The sequence below is a fragment of the Streptococcus sp. 32226D021BW genome (genome assembly GCF_053545015.1).
Genome location: NZ_JBPPVC010000002.1, coordinates 24530 through 40617, shown reverse-complemented (window position 1 = coordinate 40617; position 16088 = coordinate 24530). Strand labels below are relative to the sequence as shown.

Sequence of the window (16088 nt, the reverse complement as noted above, 5' to 3'; positions counted from 1 at the left end):
GCAACCTCCTAGAGTTTGACCTTGTCTGATTCATGGTTGATAATCTTGCTGAGGAACTGTTTTGCACGCGGTTCAGTTGGATTGTCAAAGAAGCCATTGACATCGGTTGTATCAACCAATACTTCCCCCTCAGCCATGAAGATGATTCGGTCAGCAACTTCACGAGCAAAGCCCATTTCGTGGGTTACGACAATCATATTCATTCCATCACGAGCCAATTTTTGCATAACTGCAAGAACATCGCCGATAGTTTCTGGGTCAAGGGCAGAAGTTGGTTCGTCAAATAGGAGCAATTCTGGGTGCATAGCTAGACCACGGGCGATGGCAACACGTTGCTTTTGACCACCCGATAGCATGGCAGGGTAGGAATCTTTACGGTCCCAGAGGTTTACGAATTCAAGGTATTTCTTGGCGGTCTTCTCAGCGGTAGCTTTATCAATGCCTAAAACCTTAATCGGTGCCAAGGTAACATTTTCTAACACGGTTTTATGTGGATAGAGATTGAAGTGTTGGAAAACCATGCCGACTTCCTTGCGAAGAGCTACCAATTCTTTGACAGATGAGCCGGATACGGTATGTCCATTGACAACAAGGCTACCTTGATCGACAGTTTCTAGTCCATTGATGGTACGAATAAGAGTTGATTTACCAGAACCGGATGGTCCAAGGAGAACAACAACCTGTCCAGGTTCGAATTCCAAGTTTATATTGCGAAGAGCATGGTAGTCACCATAGTATTTGTTTACATCTTTAAATTCTACTAAAGCCATAGTAATCTCCTTTTTTATGTAAGATAATAGCATGATATCACTCCCTATATTAAAAGTCAAGTAAATTCAGACAATTTAATATAGGATATGTTAGAAGATGTAACATAACTATGTTAGTTAACTCTGGTTATGAATTTTTTAAGTAAGTTTGATATAATAGAAGAAATAAAGATAATTAAGGTAAAGAAATTATGAGAAAAATTTTGATTGTAGATGATGAGAAACCCATCTCAGACATTATTAAATTTAATATGACCCGTGAGGGCTATGAGGTCGTGACTGCTTTTGATGGTCGGGAGGCCTTGACGGTTTTTGAAGCTGAATTTCCAGATATTGTGATTTTGGATTTGATGCTGCCAGAATTAGATGGTTTGGAAGTTGCTCGGACCATCCGTAAGACCAGCAATGTTCCCATTATTATGCTGTCTGCCAAGGATAGTGAGTTTGACAAGGTGATTGGACTTGAGATTGGGGCAGATGACTATGTGACCAAGCCTTTCTCTAATCGTGAATTGCAGGCGCGTGTCAAGGCTCTCTTGCGTAGAAGCGAATTGTCAGAAACACAGATGTCCGTTGAGAATACTGGCAGTCCTGAATTGGTCATCGGGGACTTGGTCATTTTGCCAGATGCCTTTGTTGCTAAGAAGCATGGCAAAGAATTGGAGTTAACCCACCGTGAGTTTGAATTGTTGCATCATTTAGCTAAGCATTTGGGGCAGGTCATGACCCGGGAGCATTTGCTAGAAACGGTATGGGGCTATGACTATTTTGGAGATGTGCGTACGGTGGACGTAACTATTCGCCGTTTGCGTGAAAAGATTGAAGATACACCGAGCCGACCGGAATATATTTTGACCCGTCGTGGTGTAGGATACTTTATCAAGGGAAATGATTAATCAATTACGTTATTTAATGACAACAGCAGAGTTTTGGTTTGTTGTTATTCTCATTGGTTTTTTGATTGCATTAACGGTCTTGTTGATTGAAAACCATAGGGATAATAAGCAAATCAAACAGCTCAATCAGCGTGTAAAAGCCTTGATGGATGGTGATTATACTGAGGTCTTGGATATGAGAGGCAGTCCAGAAATTACGGACATGGCCAACTCGCTCAATGATTTGTCGGAAGTCATCCGTCTAACTCATGATAGCTTAGAACAGGAGAAAACCCGTCTGAGTTCCATCCTTTCTTATATGAGTGATGGAGTAATTGCGACGGACCGAGTTGGTCGGATTATCATGATCAATGATATGGCACAAAAGCAACTGGGGCTAGCTGGAAAGAAACAAGAAACCTTGCAGATTTTAGATGTGTTGGATATAAAGGACCACTACAGTTTGCGTGATTTATTGGCACAGACACCTGAGATTGTTTTGGACCATACCAATGAGAATCAGGAGTTTCTAACCCTTAGGGCTAATTTTGCGACTATTCGGAGTGAGAGTGGTTTGATTTCCGGCCTTGTTGTTGTCTTGCATGATATGACCGAACAAGCCAAAGAAGAGCGGGAACGTCGTCTATTTGTATCTAATGTCAGTCACGAACTCCGTACACCTTTGACATCCGTCAAATCCTACCTAGAGGCCTTGGATGAGGGAGCCTTGACAGAATCGGTCGCTCCAAGTTTTGTCAAGGTATCTCTGGATGAAACCAACCGTATGATGAGGATGATTACGGACTTGCTCAGTCTATCAAGGATTGATAACCAGGTTGGTCAAATAGATGTCGAACTAATCAACTTTACAGCCTTTGTGACCTTTATCCTTAACCGTTTTGACCAGATGAAAAATGCCGAGTCAGATAAGGTTTATACCATTGTGCGTGACTATCAAATCAGTCCTATTTGGGTGGAGATTGATACGGATAAGATGACCCAGGTGTTAGATAATATCTTAAACAATGCAATTAAGTATTCGCCTGACGGTGGAACTATTACCTTTAGTATGAAAACGACGGATAGTCAGTTGATTGTATCCATTTCAGATGAAGGGTTAGGCATTCCAAAGGCTGACTTACCTAAGATTTTTGACCGATTTTATCGTGTGGATAAGGCTCGTTCGCGTGCCCAGGGTGGTACCGGTCTAGGTTTGGCCATTGCCAAGGAAATCGTCAAGCAACACAAGGGCTTCATTTGGGCCAAGAGTGAATATGGACATGGCTCAACCTTTACCATCGTCTTGCCATACAGTAAGGACATTACAATGGATGAATGGGATGATTCAGATGGAGAAGAATAGGGGAATATGATCGGAAAAGGATTTAATTACAGTATTTTGGCATCGGGATCCAGTGGGAATTGCTTTTATTTGGAAACGGATAAGAAGAAGATCCTGGTAGATGCTGGTTTATCAGGAAAAAAGATTACCAGCCTTTTGGCAGAAATTGACCGCAAGCCAGAAGATATTGATGCTATCTTAGTAACGCATGAACATAGTGACCATATCCATGGCATCGGTGTTTTGGCGCGTAAATATGGTATGGATATTTATGCCAATGAGTTGACCTGGCAGGCAATGGAAAGCAAATTGGGTAAGATTGATCAAGCTCAAAAACATATCTTTGAATTAGGGGCTATGGAGACTTTTGGCGACCTAGATATTGAGTCGTTTGGTGTTAGCCATGATGCTGCCTGTCCGCAATTTTACCGTTTTATGAAGGATGACAAATCCTTTGTTATGTTGACGGATACTGGCTATGTCAGCGATCGAATGGCTGGGATTGTGGCTAACGCGGATGCCTATCTGATTGAATCCAATCATGATGTTGAAATCTTGCGTGCGGGTTCGTATTCTTGGAACCTCAAGCAACGGATTTTGTCAGATAAGGGCCATCTTTGTAACGAAGATGGAGCTGATGCCATGATTCGCTCACTAGGAAATCGCACTAAAAAGATTTACTTAGGGCATTTGTCAAAGGAAAACAATATCAAGGAATTGGCCCACATGACCATGGTTAATCAGTTGGCGCAGGCAGATTTAGGAGTTGGAGTGGATTTCCAGGTCTACGATACTTCGCCAGATACAGCGACGCCCTTGACCAAGATTTGACAAATTCATTGAACTTGTTTAGAATAAATATATAAACTACGTGAGGTGAAGTTACATGAATAATTAAGCTACTTATTAGTCGTTCTTAAAACTTGTTGAAAATCAATTATTTGATAATTTAGTCTTTTAGTTTGCTTTTAGTACTTGCTCCAACAGTCTAGGAATAGACTGTTGGAGGTCGTAAATAGAGCGAATGATGTTCGCACCAAAAGCTGCAGGCTGCTTGTACAGTCGGGTGACTGTACAAGGTTGGAGATAGGACTTGCGAAGCAAGTTACTTCTACATAGTACGGCAAAGCGAGTTCAAACAATCCGGTGGAGTGTTTGAAGTTGGAAATAAGGAAACGATGTTTCCTCTTACGTCGAAGTAATAAAAGATAAACTAAATGACTACACAAGGGATAAGACTGCTCATAAGGGCTTACTATTCATGTGACTTTTTCCATAGGGAAAGGTCATGTTTTGCATGGCTTTTTTCTGTGCTCATTGAGCAGAATAGGGCCCTTTTTGTGAAGAAAAGAGGTCTATATGGAAGTGATGAAATGTATTCAATTAGAGAAGGAAATTGCAGGGTCAAGCTTGTTCACAATCAAGCAGTTGAGCCTTCAAGCTGGTCAAAAGGTTGGTTTGGTTGGAAATAATGGTGTTGGCAAGTCTACTTTTTTGAAGCTCCTGCTGGGAATGGATAGGGATTATGCTGGTCAGATTGAGGTAAAAGCGGATTGGGCCTATGTCCCACAATTACAAGAGGTTACTTGCCTTTCGGGTGGGGAACAGGTTTGGAAGTCTATTCAAGAGGCTTTTGCCCAAAGACCGCAGTTGTTAATTATGGATGAACCGACAGCCAATCTGGATCAAGAACATCAGGAAAAGCTGATCAAACAAATCAAACGCTATCGTGGCAGCCTACTGGTTGTCAGTCATGATCGGCATTTTCTCAATCAAGTAGCCAGTCACATTTGGCATTTAGAAGAAGGAGCTATTCAGGTTTATCCTGGGAATTACGAGGCATTTGTAGAAAGTCGCCGAGCTAAGCGAGAAGGGCAGCAGGAAGCCTATGAAGCCTATCAGAAAAAAGTTGCTCAACTGAAAAAAGCCCAGCAAGAGCGTCAGGCAAAGGCACATAAGATGGGGAAGAAAAAGAAAGGTGTTTCATCGTCCGAGTGGAAGGTTAATGCTATGATGGGGTCCTATGATAGTCAAGCCAAGTCAATGGCTAAGTCTGCCAAGCATTTGGAAAAACGGATGGAGCGTTTGGACAAGGTTGAGCAACCCAGAAAGGAAGCGTGGGTAAAGATGGAAGCGAAAGGTGCCTTGGATACTGGTCTTCACAGCCTTTTTCACTTGCAGGCTGGTCAGCTCTGGATTGGGGAAAAGTATTTATTTGATTTTCCTCAGCTTGGCATGACATTTGGGGATAAGATAGCTTTAGTAGGGTCAAATGGTTCTGGGAAAACAAGTTTTGTTCGGAAATTGATGTCAAAAGAATTAGAAGGCTACTACAATCCAAAATTAAAAATTGCTTATTTCTCCCAGGATTTGACAAATCTCAACGAAGAAGAAACAGCCTTTGTGAATGCTAGCTCGACATCGCTTCAAGATAGGGTAACGGTTCTCAATCTTTTAGGCATGTTGGGGCTTTCTTACGATAAGACCCAGCAGAAGGTAGCAAAGTTGTCTGGTGGGGAACGTGTTCGACTGTCCTTGGCTAAGGTCTTGTTGGCCGATGCCGATCTCTTAGTGTTAGATGAACCGACCAATTTTTTAGATGTGGTAGCCATTGAAGCTCTGGAGAAATTTTTGCAAGACTATCAGGGCAGTGTTCTCTTAATTTCCCATGACCAAGAGTTTGTGGACAAGGTCGCAACAAGTAAGTGGTGGATAAAGGATGGTAGCTTAATAGACTAGAAAAAATTTCTCAAAAGGAAGCTAGGTCTAAAAAATATTTTTTTCCTGTGGTATAATAAGAAGGATATTTCTAGAATGAGGTCGGTGAATTGAAAAAAAGACAGGAACATTTGGTGGAGAATAATGGGAATTTTATTGCCATCCGTCTAAATATTTTATTTTCTATCGTTATTTTCTTATTTTTGGTCTTGATTTTGCGTTTGGCAGACATGCAGATTGTCAACCATGATTTTTATAGCAATAAGTTATCAACTGCCAGTCAAAAAATTATCAGTAATGGTTCTGTTCGTGGACAAATTTATGATGCTCAAGGCAAGCCGCTTGTAGAAAATCAAATTCAGCAGGTCGTTTCCTTTACGCGGTCCAACAAGATGTCAGCTCAGGAGATGAAAGAGGTGGCTAACAAGCTCTTGCAGTGGGTGAATGTATCAAATGTTACGATTACTCAACGCGATAAGGCGGACTATTATTTGGCGGATACAGAAGTCTATCAGCAGGTTGTTGAGAAGTTGCCAAAAGAGAAACTCTATGATTCGGATGGGAACTATCTTGAAGAAGCCACTATTTATGCTAATGCGGTTGAAAGTTTGTCTGAAGATGTGTTGAATTATTCGGAACAGGAAAATCAGGCCATAGAACTATTTAAGCAAATGAATGGTGCTGCTTACTTCGCAACAGTAAACCTGGTAACAGACTCCTTGTCCGCAGAGCAGGTGGCTCATATTGTTGCCAACGAATCTCAACTGCCTGGTATTTCGACAACAAATAGCTGGCAGCGGACTATTTTGCCAACTTCTTTGAGTTCGGTCATCGGTACAGTAACCAGTGAGCAGGCAGGTTTGCCAGCTGAAGATGCAGAGTATTATTTATCTAAAGGCTATTCGCCAAATGACCGAGTGGGAACAGCCTACCTTGAAAAGCAGTATGAAGAAGTCCTACAAGGACAACGTGAGAAAAAGGAAATCAATCTGGACCGAAATGGTAATGTGGAGAGTATTAAGACCATCCAAGAGGGTCAGCAAGGAAATCATATCAAGCTGACTATTGATCTAGCCTTTCAAGATGGGGTCAATGCTATCCTAAGTAGACATTTTCAAAATGAGTTAGCGACGGGGTCTGCTTTGTACTCGGAAGGTGTCTATGCGGTTGCCTTGGAACCATCTACAGGAGCTGTCTTAGCCATGTCTGGTTACAGTCATGAAAAAGGTTCGGGTGAAATTAGGGAAGATGCTCTGGGAACTATTACCAGTGTCTTTACACCTGGTTCCATCGTCAAAGGAGCTACCATCAGCGCAGGCTGGGAAAATGGAGTTATTTCTGGCAACCAAGTCCAGTTGGATGAGCCGATTTATTTTGCAGGCTCAGCACCGATTACTTCCTGGTATGGCGCTTATTCCTTTAACATTGATGCCACAGAAGCCTTGGAATATTCTTCCAACATCTATATGGTTAAAATCGCCTTGGGCTTGTTGGGTCAGACCTATGAACCAAATATGTACCTCAATGATGGTGATACCTTGACCAATGCCATGAACAAACTCCGTACCACCTTTGGTGAATTTGGCTTGGGGTCTTCTACGGGTATTGACTTGCCTTTAGAGTCCACAGGTTTCTTGCCAGAGGAATACACAACTGCAAACTTTATTACCAATGCTTTCGGTCAGTTTGATAACTATACTCCTATGCAGATGGCCCAATATGCTGCTACCATCGCCAACAATGGAACCCGCATTTCGCCCCATCTGGTGGAGGGAATTTATGGCAATAATGAGCAAGGTGGTTTGGGTGATTTGATTGAAACAGTTTCGGGGAAAGAAATGAATCAGGTCAATATCTCAGCTGATGATATGGCTACCCTACGTCAAGGTTTCTATCAGGTTGTCAATGGCGGTGGTCGCTTTATCACAGGTGCAGCTATTGGGCGTGGAGCAGCGGTTACTGTAAGTGCCAAGACAGGTACAGCCGAAACCTATACGACCACCCCATCTGGTGATGTTGTGACAGCTGTTAACACAAACGTTGTGGCCTATGCCCCTAGTGACGATCCAAAGATTGCCGTAGCAGTTGTCTTGCCGAACTTGACCAATGAAAATTCGACAACCAAGACCATTGTTCAAGAGATTATCAACCTATATTATTCACTTTATCCAACCTATTAAGGAGGCTTATGCTTTACCCTACCCCCATTGCCAAGTTGATTGACAGCTATTCAAAACTACCTGGAATTGGTATCAAGACAGCCACTCGTTTGGCCTTCTATACCATCGGTATGGAAGATGATGTGGTCAATGAATTTGCAAAAAATCTCCTGGCTGCCAAGAGGGATTTGACCTATTGTTCGGTTTGTGGCAATTTGACAGACCAGGACCCTTGTGGAATTTGTCAAGACACCAGTCGTGATCAGTCGACGATTTTAATAGTAGAAGATAGTCGAGATGTGACAGCCTTGGAAAATATCCAAGAATATCACGGTCTTTACCATGTCTTGCACGGCTTGATTTCCCCAATGAATGGCATTGGGCCAGACGATATTAACCTGAAAACTCTGCTGACCCGCTTGATGGAAAATGAAGTGACAGAAGTCATTGTAGCGACCAATGCGACAGCAGATGGGGAGGCGACATCCATGTACATCTCACGTGTCCTAAAGCCAGCGGGAATTAAGGTTACTCGCTTAGCGCGAGGATTGGCAGTCGGAAGTGACATCGAATACGCCGATGAAGTCACTCTCCTTCGTGCCATTGAGAACAGGACAGAACTATAGACTTGAAAACCAAATTCAGATGACAATTTGAAAATTTATGCTATACTAACCATAGTAATTTTGAATTAGAAAAGGAAAAGATATGTCAAAAGAAACCTTGATTTTACTATACGGTGGCCGATCAGCAGAGCGAGAAGTATCCGTTTTATCAGCTGAGAGCGTCATGCGTGCCATCAATTATGATAAATTCTTTGTAAAAACCTATTTCATCACGCAAGCTGGTGACTTTGTGAAGACCCAAGAATTTTCTCAAACACCAGCTGCTGATGAAAAATTGATGACCAATGCGACGATTATTGAAGAGCAAAAAATCCGTCCGAGTGATATTTATGAAGAAAATGCAGTCGTTTTCCCTGTCCTTCACGGACCAATGGGGGAAGATGGATCGATCCAAGGCTTCTTGGAAGTGCTTCGTATGCCGTATGTTGGTACCAATATCTTGTCTTCTAGCGTTGCCATGGACAAAATCACTACCAAGCGCGTACTTGATTCAGCAGGAATCTCCCAAGTACCTTATGTGGCAGTTATAGAGGGTGAAAATATTGACGAAAAGATTGCAGAGATTGAAGGAAAATTGACTTATCCGGTCTTTGTAAAACCAGCTAATATGGGGTCAAGTGTCGGTATCTCAAAAGCTGAGGATTTAGCTGGCTTGCGTAAGGCACTTGAGCTGGCCTTCAAGTATGACAGCCGTGTCCTCGTTGAGCAGGGTGTTAATGCGCGTGAGATTGAGGTTGGTCTTTTGGGAAATGCTGACGTGAAAACGACACTTCCTGGCGAAGTAGTCAAAGACGTTGCTTTTTATGACTACGATGCCAAATACATCGATAACAAAATCACCATGGAAATCCCAGCTAAGATTGATGAGTCTATCATGGACATTATGCGGGACAATGCTGCCCAAGCCTTCCGTGCTATCGGTGGTTGTGGACTTTCTCGCTGTGATTTCTTCCTGACAGAAGACGGCGACATCTTCCTGAATGAGCTCAACACCATGCCAGGATTTACCCAGTGGTCTATGTATCCACTCCTTTGGGATAATATGGGCCTAGCTTACCCAGACTTGATTGAAGAGTTGGTTGGCTTGGCCAAAGAAATGTTTGAAAAACGTGAAAGTCATTTGATTTAGTGAAAAAGATTGGAAAATTTCCAATCTTTTTCTAGTTCACATTCTTGCAAAGGTTTGCAAAAAAGATTAGAATAGTCTCTAGTATGTGGAGGTGTTTATGTATCAAACGACAGTAAAAGGGGAAGGTCTGTTTCAGGCAGTTTCTCAAGGTTATGGTGAACCGGTTCGTACCTTTGGGGTGACGGAGAAGGGGGAAACTCCAGTTAGTTTGGTCAATATAGGATTGGCTGCCTGTGTGACCATGTGCGTGCAGGGCTACTATGCCAGCCAAGAAGGCAATAAAACCATGCCTGTTCAAGTTTCTTCTCAGCTGGAAGATAGACAATTCGAAGTGTCTATCCGATTGGCTGAAAAAGTTTCGGAAGAAAAGCAGGCTGCCATCTTAGCCTACGTTGAGCAGAGATGCAAGGTAAAAGCGCTCTTGAGTGACGACATCAGTTTCGCCATTCACTTTGGACTGTTGGAAGAGGTATAGGCATGTTTTTAGCAATCGAAGAAATGCGACAAAATAAGTTGCGTTATGGCTTGATTTTAGGTTTGTTGATCCTGATTTCCTACTTGGTCTTTTTCCTGACGGGTTTGGCTTATGGTCTCATGCAGGAAAATAGAACAGCAGTTGATAAATGGCAGGCAGATTATGTCTTGCTTAATTCAGAAAGCAATCGCCTGATTACAGCATCCAAAATTGATACGAGCCTGCTTGATCAGGTGGATGCTAGTGACAAGGCCTTGATTCGCCAACAAGCTGGAGTTGCCTATGTGGATGAAAATGCCACCTCAGACGAAAAAGAAAAGGTAAACATCTTTGCTGTTGAATCAGATAGTTTTATCGTTCCAAATATTGTAGAAGGTCGTCTGTATGAAAATACGGGAGAAGTCCTTGTAGACAAAACCTTGTCAGAAGTAGAAGGTTTTGGGCTAGGTGATGAAGTCTATCTGTCGGGCACTGACGAAAAAGTGACCATTGTAGGTTATACAGACAACGCCTACTTTGGAGTGGCGCCTGTTGTATATATGGACTTTACGGCATTTGCAGAATTGATGCAGGCTGATAAACAACAAGCTGCAACGAGTAATCTTGCCAGTGCCATTGTCGTTCGTGGAGATGTCGCTTCTCTACCAGATGAGCTGGAAAAAGTTGCCATTGCAGACTTTATTGAAAATCTGCCAGGATATAAGGCACAAAATATGACCTTTGGCTTTATGATAGGATTCTTGATTGTCATCTCAGCTATTGTTGTTGGTATTTTTATCTTTGTGTTGACAACACAGAAATCGCCGATTTTTGGCCTGATGAAAATTCAAGGTCTTTCAAATGGCTATATCTCAGGTTCTGTACTGGCTCAAACCTTCCTACTGGCTGGTGTGGGAACCGTCCTTGGATTGGCTGGGACTTATTTGTCATCCCTTGTCTTGCCGAGCGCTGTTCCATTTGAGAATAACTGGACCTTCTATATTGCAATCGGCCTAGCACTAGTTGTATTTGCCCTATTGGGTGCTAGTTTCTCTGTAGGATCTATCTTTAAGGTAGATCCATTACGAAATCTATCTTAGGAGGTTCTTATGAAAACACTTATTTTTGAAAATATTAGTAAGACCTTCCAAGATGGTAGCCAAACCATTACGGCTCTTAAACCAACAAATTTTAGCATTGAAGAAGGCGAATTTGTTGCCATCATTGGACCATCTGGTTCTGGGAAGTCAACATTTTTGACCTTGGCGGGTGGTTTACAAACACCGACAACGGGCCGTGTTTTAATCAATCAATCGGACTATTCTGATTTACCTGAGAAAAAACGTGCCAAATTGCGCTATAAGGATATTGGTTTTGTCTTGCAGGCTTCCAATTTGATTCCATTTTTAACGGTCGAAAAACAATTAACCTTGGTTGATAAGGTCAATAAGAAAGCTGAACCGAGCAAGCGAAACGAACTCCTATCTGAATTGGGTGTGGACCATCTCAAAAACAAGTTCCCTAAGGATTTGTCAGGCGGAGAACGTCAGCGGGTAGCTATTGCCCGTGCACTTTATAATGATCCAGCCTTGATTCTTGCTGATGAGCCGACAGCCAGTCTAGATAGTAATCGCGCTTTTGAAGTGGTTGAGTTATTAGCTAAGGAAGCCAAAGAACGAAACAAATCCATCATCATGGTGACACATGACCAGCGCATGATTGAAAAATGCGACAAGGTTTATGAGATGAAAGATGGTGTCCTCACTCAAGTTCGATAAAAAATGGTATAATGGGAGCGGGAAAGAACTCGAAAGGTCAAAAATAGAGTTCGTTTTCCCGCCCCCGCACAGTTGATTAGGACAGATTTGGAGTGTAAAACACGAACAAATCTGCCAATCAACCACTGCGCTGAGATGTTGACGCAAATTTTGAGAAGCGGTGTGGGGGTGAAACTAGCCTTTAGTTTATTGGAGAAAACAATGAAATTAACCCTACACGAAGTCGCTCAGGTCTTGGGCGCAAAAAATGATAGTAGTCTTTATCCTGATACAGCACTCAACAAGGTCGAGTTCGACAGCCGCCTCGTCACAGCAGGTGACCTCTTTATTCCCCTCAAGGGTGCGCGTGACGGTCATGACTTTATTCCTGTTGCTTTTGAAAATGGCTGCGCAGTAACCCTTTCGGAAGTCAGCCTTGATGTTCCCCACCTTCTAGTAGATGACTGCTTGGCTGCGCTTCAACAATTAGCGGCCTACTACCTAGAGAAAACAGGGGTAGAAGTCATTGCCGTGACAGGCTCAAACGGTAAAACGACCACCAAGGACATGATTCACGATGTCCTAGCCACCACCTATAAGACTTACAAGACCCAAGGCAACTATAACAATGAAATTGGTCTGCCTTACACCGTCCTTCATATGCCAGATGATACAGAAAAACTGGTCTTGGAAATGGGCCAAGACCACTTAGGCGATATTCACTTGCTTTCTGAAATTGCCAAACCAAGCCTATCAGTTATTACCCTGTTTGGTGAAGCGCATTTGGAATTTTTCGGCTCACGCGAAGAGATTGCCAAAGGAAAATTACAGATTGCAGATGGAATGGAGCCAGGTAGTAAACTCTTGATCCCAGCAGATCCGATTGCGGATAAGCTCTTGCCAAGCCATGTAGAACTTATTCGCTTCGGTGAGCAGGCTGAATTGCAGGTGACTAGTCTGGTTGAGTCAAAAGATACCCTGACCTTCACCGTAAACTTTATGGCCGGCGACATTTTCCTGCCTGTAACAGGCAAGTACAATGCCACCAATGCCATGGTTGCAAGCTACGTGGGCAAGACCTTGGGTGTGCCTGATGAGGCAATCACCTCAGCCCTAGCCAGTCTAAACTTGACCCGCAACCGTACCGAGTGGAAGAAGGCAACAAACGGAGCAGATATTCTCAGCGATGTCTACAACGCCAATCCAACCGCTATGCGATTGATTTTGGAAACCTTCTCTAGCATTCCAGCCAATGAAGGCGGTAAGAAAATTGCAGTCTTGGCAGACATGAAAGAACTGGGACACCAATCCGTCGAACTCCACAATCAGATGATTCTGAGCCTGTCGCCTGATGTGCTAGACACCGTCATTTTCTACGGTCAGGATATTGAAGGTCTGGCCCAGTTGGCTAGTCAGATGTTCCCGATTGGAAAAGTCTATTTCTTTAGGAAAAATACAGAGCAGGACCAATTTGAAGACCTGGTAAAACAGGTTCAGTCAGTATTAGGAACCAATGATCAGATCTTGCTCAAGGGCTCTAACTCAATGCAGTTGGCTAAAGTGGTGGAAGAATTAGTAAAATAGTGAATATGATTGAATTTCTCCTACTTTTATAGGGGGAAGTTCCGCCATATTTTATTTTTCGTCAAGAACCTAAGGTATTTTCTAATAACATAGAAAGATGGCCAGACATGGAAATTAGAATTTACAGGTTATTATCATTATTATCCTACTAGTTGACGTCCTAATTTTTTAATCCAGCTTGTAAACATTTATAAAATTTGATATACTATCTTTGGTTTGAATGGTTAGAAAGGATTTAGGGGGAGAAAGTATGAATGATTTTTTTACTAATCAAGTTTCGCATGGCCCGCATCTAGGGTTATTTACTCACCTTGGCTTGTTGCTACTGCTTTTTATCTTGCTTTACTTGACCACGCAATATTATACTAAAACTTGGTTTAACCGTTTGTTTTGGACAATTTTACTTTTTCAAGTGGTTAGTCTATATACTTGGTATGTTTGGGCTGATTTTCCCCTATCTGAAAGTTTACCCTTTTATCATTGTCGACTAGCCATATTATTTTTACTGTTTGCTAGGAAGGGAGATTTGAAACTCTACTTTTCCTATCTTGGTCTCATTGGTTCCTTGGTGGCTTTTATTTACCCGGTCTTCGATCCCTTTCCTTTTCCACATCTGACCTTCTTTACCTTTGTGGTTGGTCATTATGCTTTAGCAGTGTTGTGTTTGTCTTATATTTTGACAGAGGGACATCAATTCAGTCTTTCAAGACGGGAGCGTTTGTCACTGACAGTCATGCTTCATCTGGTCATGCTTTTTGTTAATTGGTTGACAAAAGGTAATTATGGTTATTTGACTCGCTTACCCATAGTCAATAGCCAAGTGATTTTGTTTAATTTTGTTCTCCTCACGCTAGTGATATCATGTTTAATTAGTTCTGTTCAGGCAGGGTTCCAATTATATTGGAAAAAGAAATTGGTCTATCTGCTCCAAGATTGAGTTTCCAAGCGTTTGAAAAATCTATGCGAATCCGTTATAATAAAAGAGTTGCACAGCAGCTCTTTTGTTTTAAGCTGAACTGTCAAAGAATGAGGATTAAACCAATGTAAATTGAAGTAATTTAGAGCCCAGCTCTGCTATGAACCTATATACAGAAAAAGAAAAGGAATAAACATCATGTCACTACAAGAAGAAATCAAGAAACGCCGTACCTTTGCGATCATCTCTCACCCGGACGCGGGTAAGACCACCATTACCGAGCAGTTGCTCTACTTTGGTGGGGAGATTCGTGAAGCAGGTACGGTCAAGGGGAAAAAGACTGGTAACTTTGCCAAGTCTGACTGGATGGATATTGAGAAACAACGTGGTATCTCTGTTACCTCCTCTGTTATGCAGTTTGACTATGCAGGAAAGCGTGTCAATATCCTAGATACACCAGGGCACGAAGACTTCTCTGAGGATACTTATCGGACTTTGATGGCGGTGGATGCGGCTGTCATGGTGGTGGACTCTGCCAAGGGTATCGAGGCTCAGACCAAAAAGCTCTTTGAGGTTGTGAAGCATCGCAACATTCCTGTTTTTACTTTTATCAACAAGTTGGACCGTGATGGCCGTGAGCCACTTGATTTGCTGCAAGAGTTGGAAGAAGTCTTGGGCATTGCCAGCTATCCGATGAACTGGCCGATTGGTATGGGAAAATCCTTTGAGGGACTTTATGACCTCCATAACAAACGCTTGGAACTCTACCGAGGCGATGAACGGTTTGCAAGCTTGGATGAAGGCGACAAGCTCTTTGGTTCTAACCCATTTTATGCACAAGTTCTGGATGATATTGAACTTCTGGCGGAAGCTGGGAATGAATTTTCAGAGCAGGCGATTTTGGACGGCGATTTGACACCTGTTTTCTTCGGCTCAGCCCTGACCAACTTTGGTGTGCAGACCTTCCTAGATACCTTCTTGGAGTTTGCTCCAGAGCCACATGGTCACAAGACAACGACAGGCGACGTCATTGACCCGCTCAACAAAGACTTTTCAGGTTTTGTTTTCAAAATCCAAGCTAATATGGACCCTCGTCACCGCGACCGCATTGCCTTTGTCCGTGTGGTTTCGGGCGAATTTGAACGCGGCATGGCGGTCAACCTGCCTCGTACAGGCAAGGGAGCCAAGTTGTCCAACGTGACCCAGTTCATGGCCGAATCCCGTGAGAATGTGGAAAATGCAGTGGCGGGTGACATTATCGGGGTTTACGATACAGGAACTTACCAGGTAGGAGATACCTTGACCGTAGGTAAGAACAAGTTTGAATTCGAACCGCTACCGACTTTCACACCTGAAATTTTCATGAAAGTTTCTGCCAAAAACGTCATGAAACAAAAATCTTTCCATAAGGGAATTGAGCAACTGGTGCAAGAAGGAGCGATCCAGCTCTACAAGAACTACCAGACTGGCGAGTATATGCTGGGTGCTGTTGGTCAGCTCCAGTTTGAAGTCTTCAAACACCGCATGGAAGGCGAGTACAATGCTGAGGTAGTCATGACCCCAATGGGTAAAAAGACAGTCCGTTGGATCAAGCCAGAAGACCTGGATGAACGCATGTCATCAAGCCGTAACATCCTAGCCAAAGACCGCTTCGACCAACCCGTCTTCCTCTTTGAAAACGACTTCGCCCTCCGCTGGTTTGCGGACAAATATCCTGATGTGGAGTTGGAAGAGAAGATGTAGAAAAGGAATAGAACT

General features: G+C 42.8%; 14 protein-coding genes. 13 read left to right on the top strand and 1 reads right to left on the bottom strand.

From position 1 onward, the window contains the following. Window positions 1-8 precede the first annotated feature (8 nt). Window positions 9-770 (bottom strand): amino acid ABC transporter ATP-binding protein, encoded by a 762-nt coding sequence (locus tag ACEE44_RS01675; RefSeq protein WP_105114648.1) that lies wholly within the window; start codon window positions 768-770, stop codon window positions 9-11. 191 nt (window positions 771-961) lie between these two features. Between ACEE44_RS01675 and yycF the strand changes: the two genes are divergently transcribed. The 13 genes from yycF to ACEE44_RS01610 all read left to right on the top strand — a co-directional run bounded on the left by yycF (window position 962) and on the right by ACEE44_RS01610 (window position 16073). Further along, window positions 962-1666, top strand: a complete 705-nt coding sequence (yycF, locus tag ACEE44_RS01670) for a response regulator YycF (RefSeq protein WP_332410924.1) — start codon at window positions 962-964, stop codon at window positions 1664-1666. Beyond that, window positions 1659-3008 carry a cell wall metabolism sensor histidine kinase VicK gene (vicK, locus tag ACEE44_RS01665; RefSeq protein ID WP_449171025.1) on the top strand — a complete coding sequence of 450 codons (1350 nt, stop codon included), beginning with the start codon at window positions 1659-1661 and terminating at the stop codon, window positions 3006-3008. The genes yycF and vicK overlap by 8 nt, the downstream gene beginning before the upstream one ends. Before the next feature lie 6 nt (window positions 3009-3014). Continuing rightward, window positions 3015-3818, top strand: coding sequence for an MBL fold metallo-hydrolase (locus tag ACEE44_RS01660; protein WP_449171024.1), 804 nt, complete (start codon window positions 3015-3017; stop codon window positions 3816-3818). A gap of 528 nt (window positions 3819-4346) precedes the next feature. Further along, entirely contained in the window at window positions 4347-5726 is a 1380-nt protein-coding gene (vga(F), locus tag ACEE44_RS01655; RefSeq protein WP_449171023.1) for an ABC-F type ribosomal protection protein Vga(F), read from the top strand. Window positions 5727-5839: 113 nt separating this feature from the next. Beyond that, on the top strand, window positions 5840-7885 hold the full coding sequence (gene pbp2b / locus ACEE44_RS01650) for a penicillin-binding protein PBP2B (protein WP_449171190.1): 2046 nt from the start codon (window positions 5840-5842) through the stop codon (window positions 7883-7885). Window positions 7886-7893: 8 nt separating this feature from the next. Continuing rightward, entirely contained in the window at window positions 7894-8490 is a 597-nt protein-coding gene (recR, locus tag ACEE44_RS01645; RefSeq protein WP_024408566.1) for a recombination mediator RecR, read from the top strand. Window positions 8491-8572: 82 nt separating this feature from the next. Further along, window positions 8573-9619 carry a D-alanine--D-alanine ligase gene (locus ACEE44_RS01640; protein WP_449171022.1) on the top strand — a complete coding sequence of 349 codons (1047 nt, stop codon included), beginning with the start codon at window positions 8573-8575 and terminating at the stop codon, window positions 9617-9619. A 97-nt stretch (window positions 9620-9716) separates the two neighbouring features. Beyond that, complete coding sequence (locus ACEE44_RS01635) at window positions 9717-10094, top strand: OsmC family protein (RefSeq protein WP_449171021.1); 378 nt, start codon at window positions 9717-9719, stop codon at window positions 10092-10094. A gap of 2 nt (window positions 10095-10096) precedes the next feature. Beyond that, window positions 10097-11173 carry an ABC transporter permease gene (locus ACEE44_RS01630; RefSeq protein WP_449171020.1) on the top strand — a complete coding sequence of 359 codons (1077 nt, stop codon included), beginning with the start codon at window positions 10097-10099 and terminating at the stop codon, window positions 11171-11173. A 9-nt stretch (window positions 11174-11182) separates the two neighbouring features. Beyond that, complete coding sequence (locus ACEE44_RS01625; protein WP_004298871.1) at window positions 11183-11851, top strand: ABC transporter ATP-binding protein; 669 nt, start codon at window positions 11183-11185, stop codon at window positions 11849-11851. 201 nt (window positions 11852-12052) lie between these two features. Continuing rightward, on the top strand, window positions 12053-13414 hold the full coding sequence (locus ACEE44_RS01620; RefSeq protein WP_449171019.1) for a UDP-N-acetylmuramoyl-tripeptide--D-alanyl-D-alanine ligase: 1362 nt from the start codon (window positions 12053-12055) through the stop codon (window positions 13412-13414). 250 nt (window positions 13415-13664) lie between these two features. Beyond that, window positions 13665-14351, top strand: coding sequence for a YwaF family protein (locus tag ACEE44_RS01615; RefSeq protein WP_449171018.1), 687 nt, complete (start codon window positions 13665-13667; stop codon window positions 14349-14351). 177 nt (window positions 14352-14528) lie between these two features. Then, window positions 14529-16073, top strand: coding sequence for a peptide chain release factor 3 (locus tag ACEE44_RS01610; protein WP_002935863.1), 1545 nt, complete (start codon window positions 14529-14531; stop codon window positions 16071-16073). Window positions 16074-16088: the final 15 nt, after the last annotated feature.

What these genes read in the sequence shown, in the direction of transcription:
- ACEE44_RS01635 (WP_449171021.1), top strand. Translation starts at nt 9,717, where the DNA reads ATGTATCAAACGACAGTAAAAGGGGAAGGTCTGTTTCAGGCAGTTTCT.
- ACEE44_RS01610 (WP_002935863.1), top strand. Translation starts at nt 14,529, where the DNA reads ATGTCACTACAAGAAGAAATCAAGAAACGCCGTACCTTTGCGATCATC.
- ACEE44_RS01620 (WP_449171019.1), top strand. Translation starts at nt 12,053, where the DNA reads ATGAAATTAACCCTACACGAAGTCGCTCAGGTCTTGGGCGCAAAAAAT.
- ACEE44_RS01615 (WP_449171018.1), top strand. Translation starts at nt 13,665, where the DNA reads ATGAATGATTTTTTTACTAATCAAGTTTCGCATGGCCCGCATCTAGGG.
- yycF (WP_332410924.1), top strand. Translation starts at nt 962, where the DNA reads ATGAGAAAAATTTTGATTGTAGATGATGAGAAACCCATCTCAGACATT.
- ACEE44_RS01630 (WP_449171020.1), top strand. Translation starts at nt 10,097, where the DNA reads ATGTTTTTAGCAATCGAAGAAATGCGACAAAATAAGTTGCGTTATGGC.
- ACEE44_RS01640 (WP_449171022.1), top strand. Translation starts at nt 8,573, where the DNA reads ATGTCAAAAGAAACCTTGATTTTACTATACGGTGGCCGATCAGCAGAG.
- recR (WP_024408566.1), top strand. Translation starts at nt 7,894, where the DNA reads ATGCTTTACCCTACCCCCATTGCCAAGTTGATTGACAGCTATTCAAAA.
- vicK (WP_449171025.1), top strand. Translation starts at nt 1,659, where the DNA reads ATGATTAATCAATTACGTTATTTAATGACAACAGCAGAGTTTTGGTTT.
- ACEE44_RS01625 (WP_004298871.1), top strand. Translation starts at nt 11,183, where the DNA reads ATGAAAACACTTATTTTTGAAAATATTAGTAAGACCTTCCAAGATGGT.
- ACEE44_RS01675 (WP_105114648.1), bottom strand. Translation starts at nt 770, where the DNA reads ATGGCTTTAGTAGAATTTAAAGATGTAAACAAATACTATGGTGACTAC.
- ACEE44_RS01660 (WP_449171024.1), top strand. Translation starts at nt 3,015, where the DNA reads ATGATCGGAAAAGGATTTAATTACAGTATTTTGGCATCGGGATCCAGT.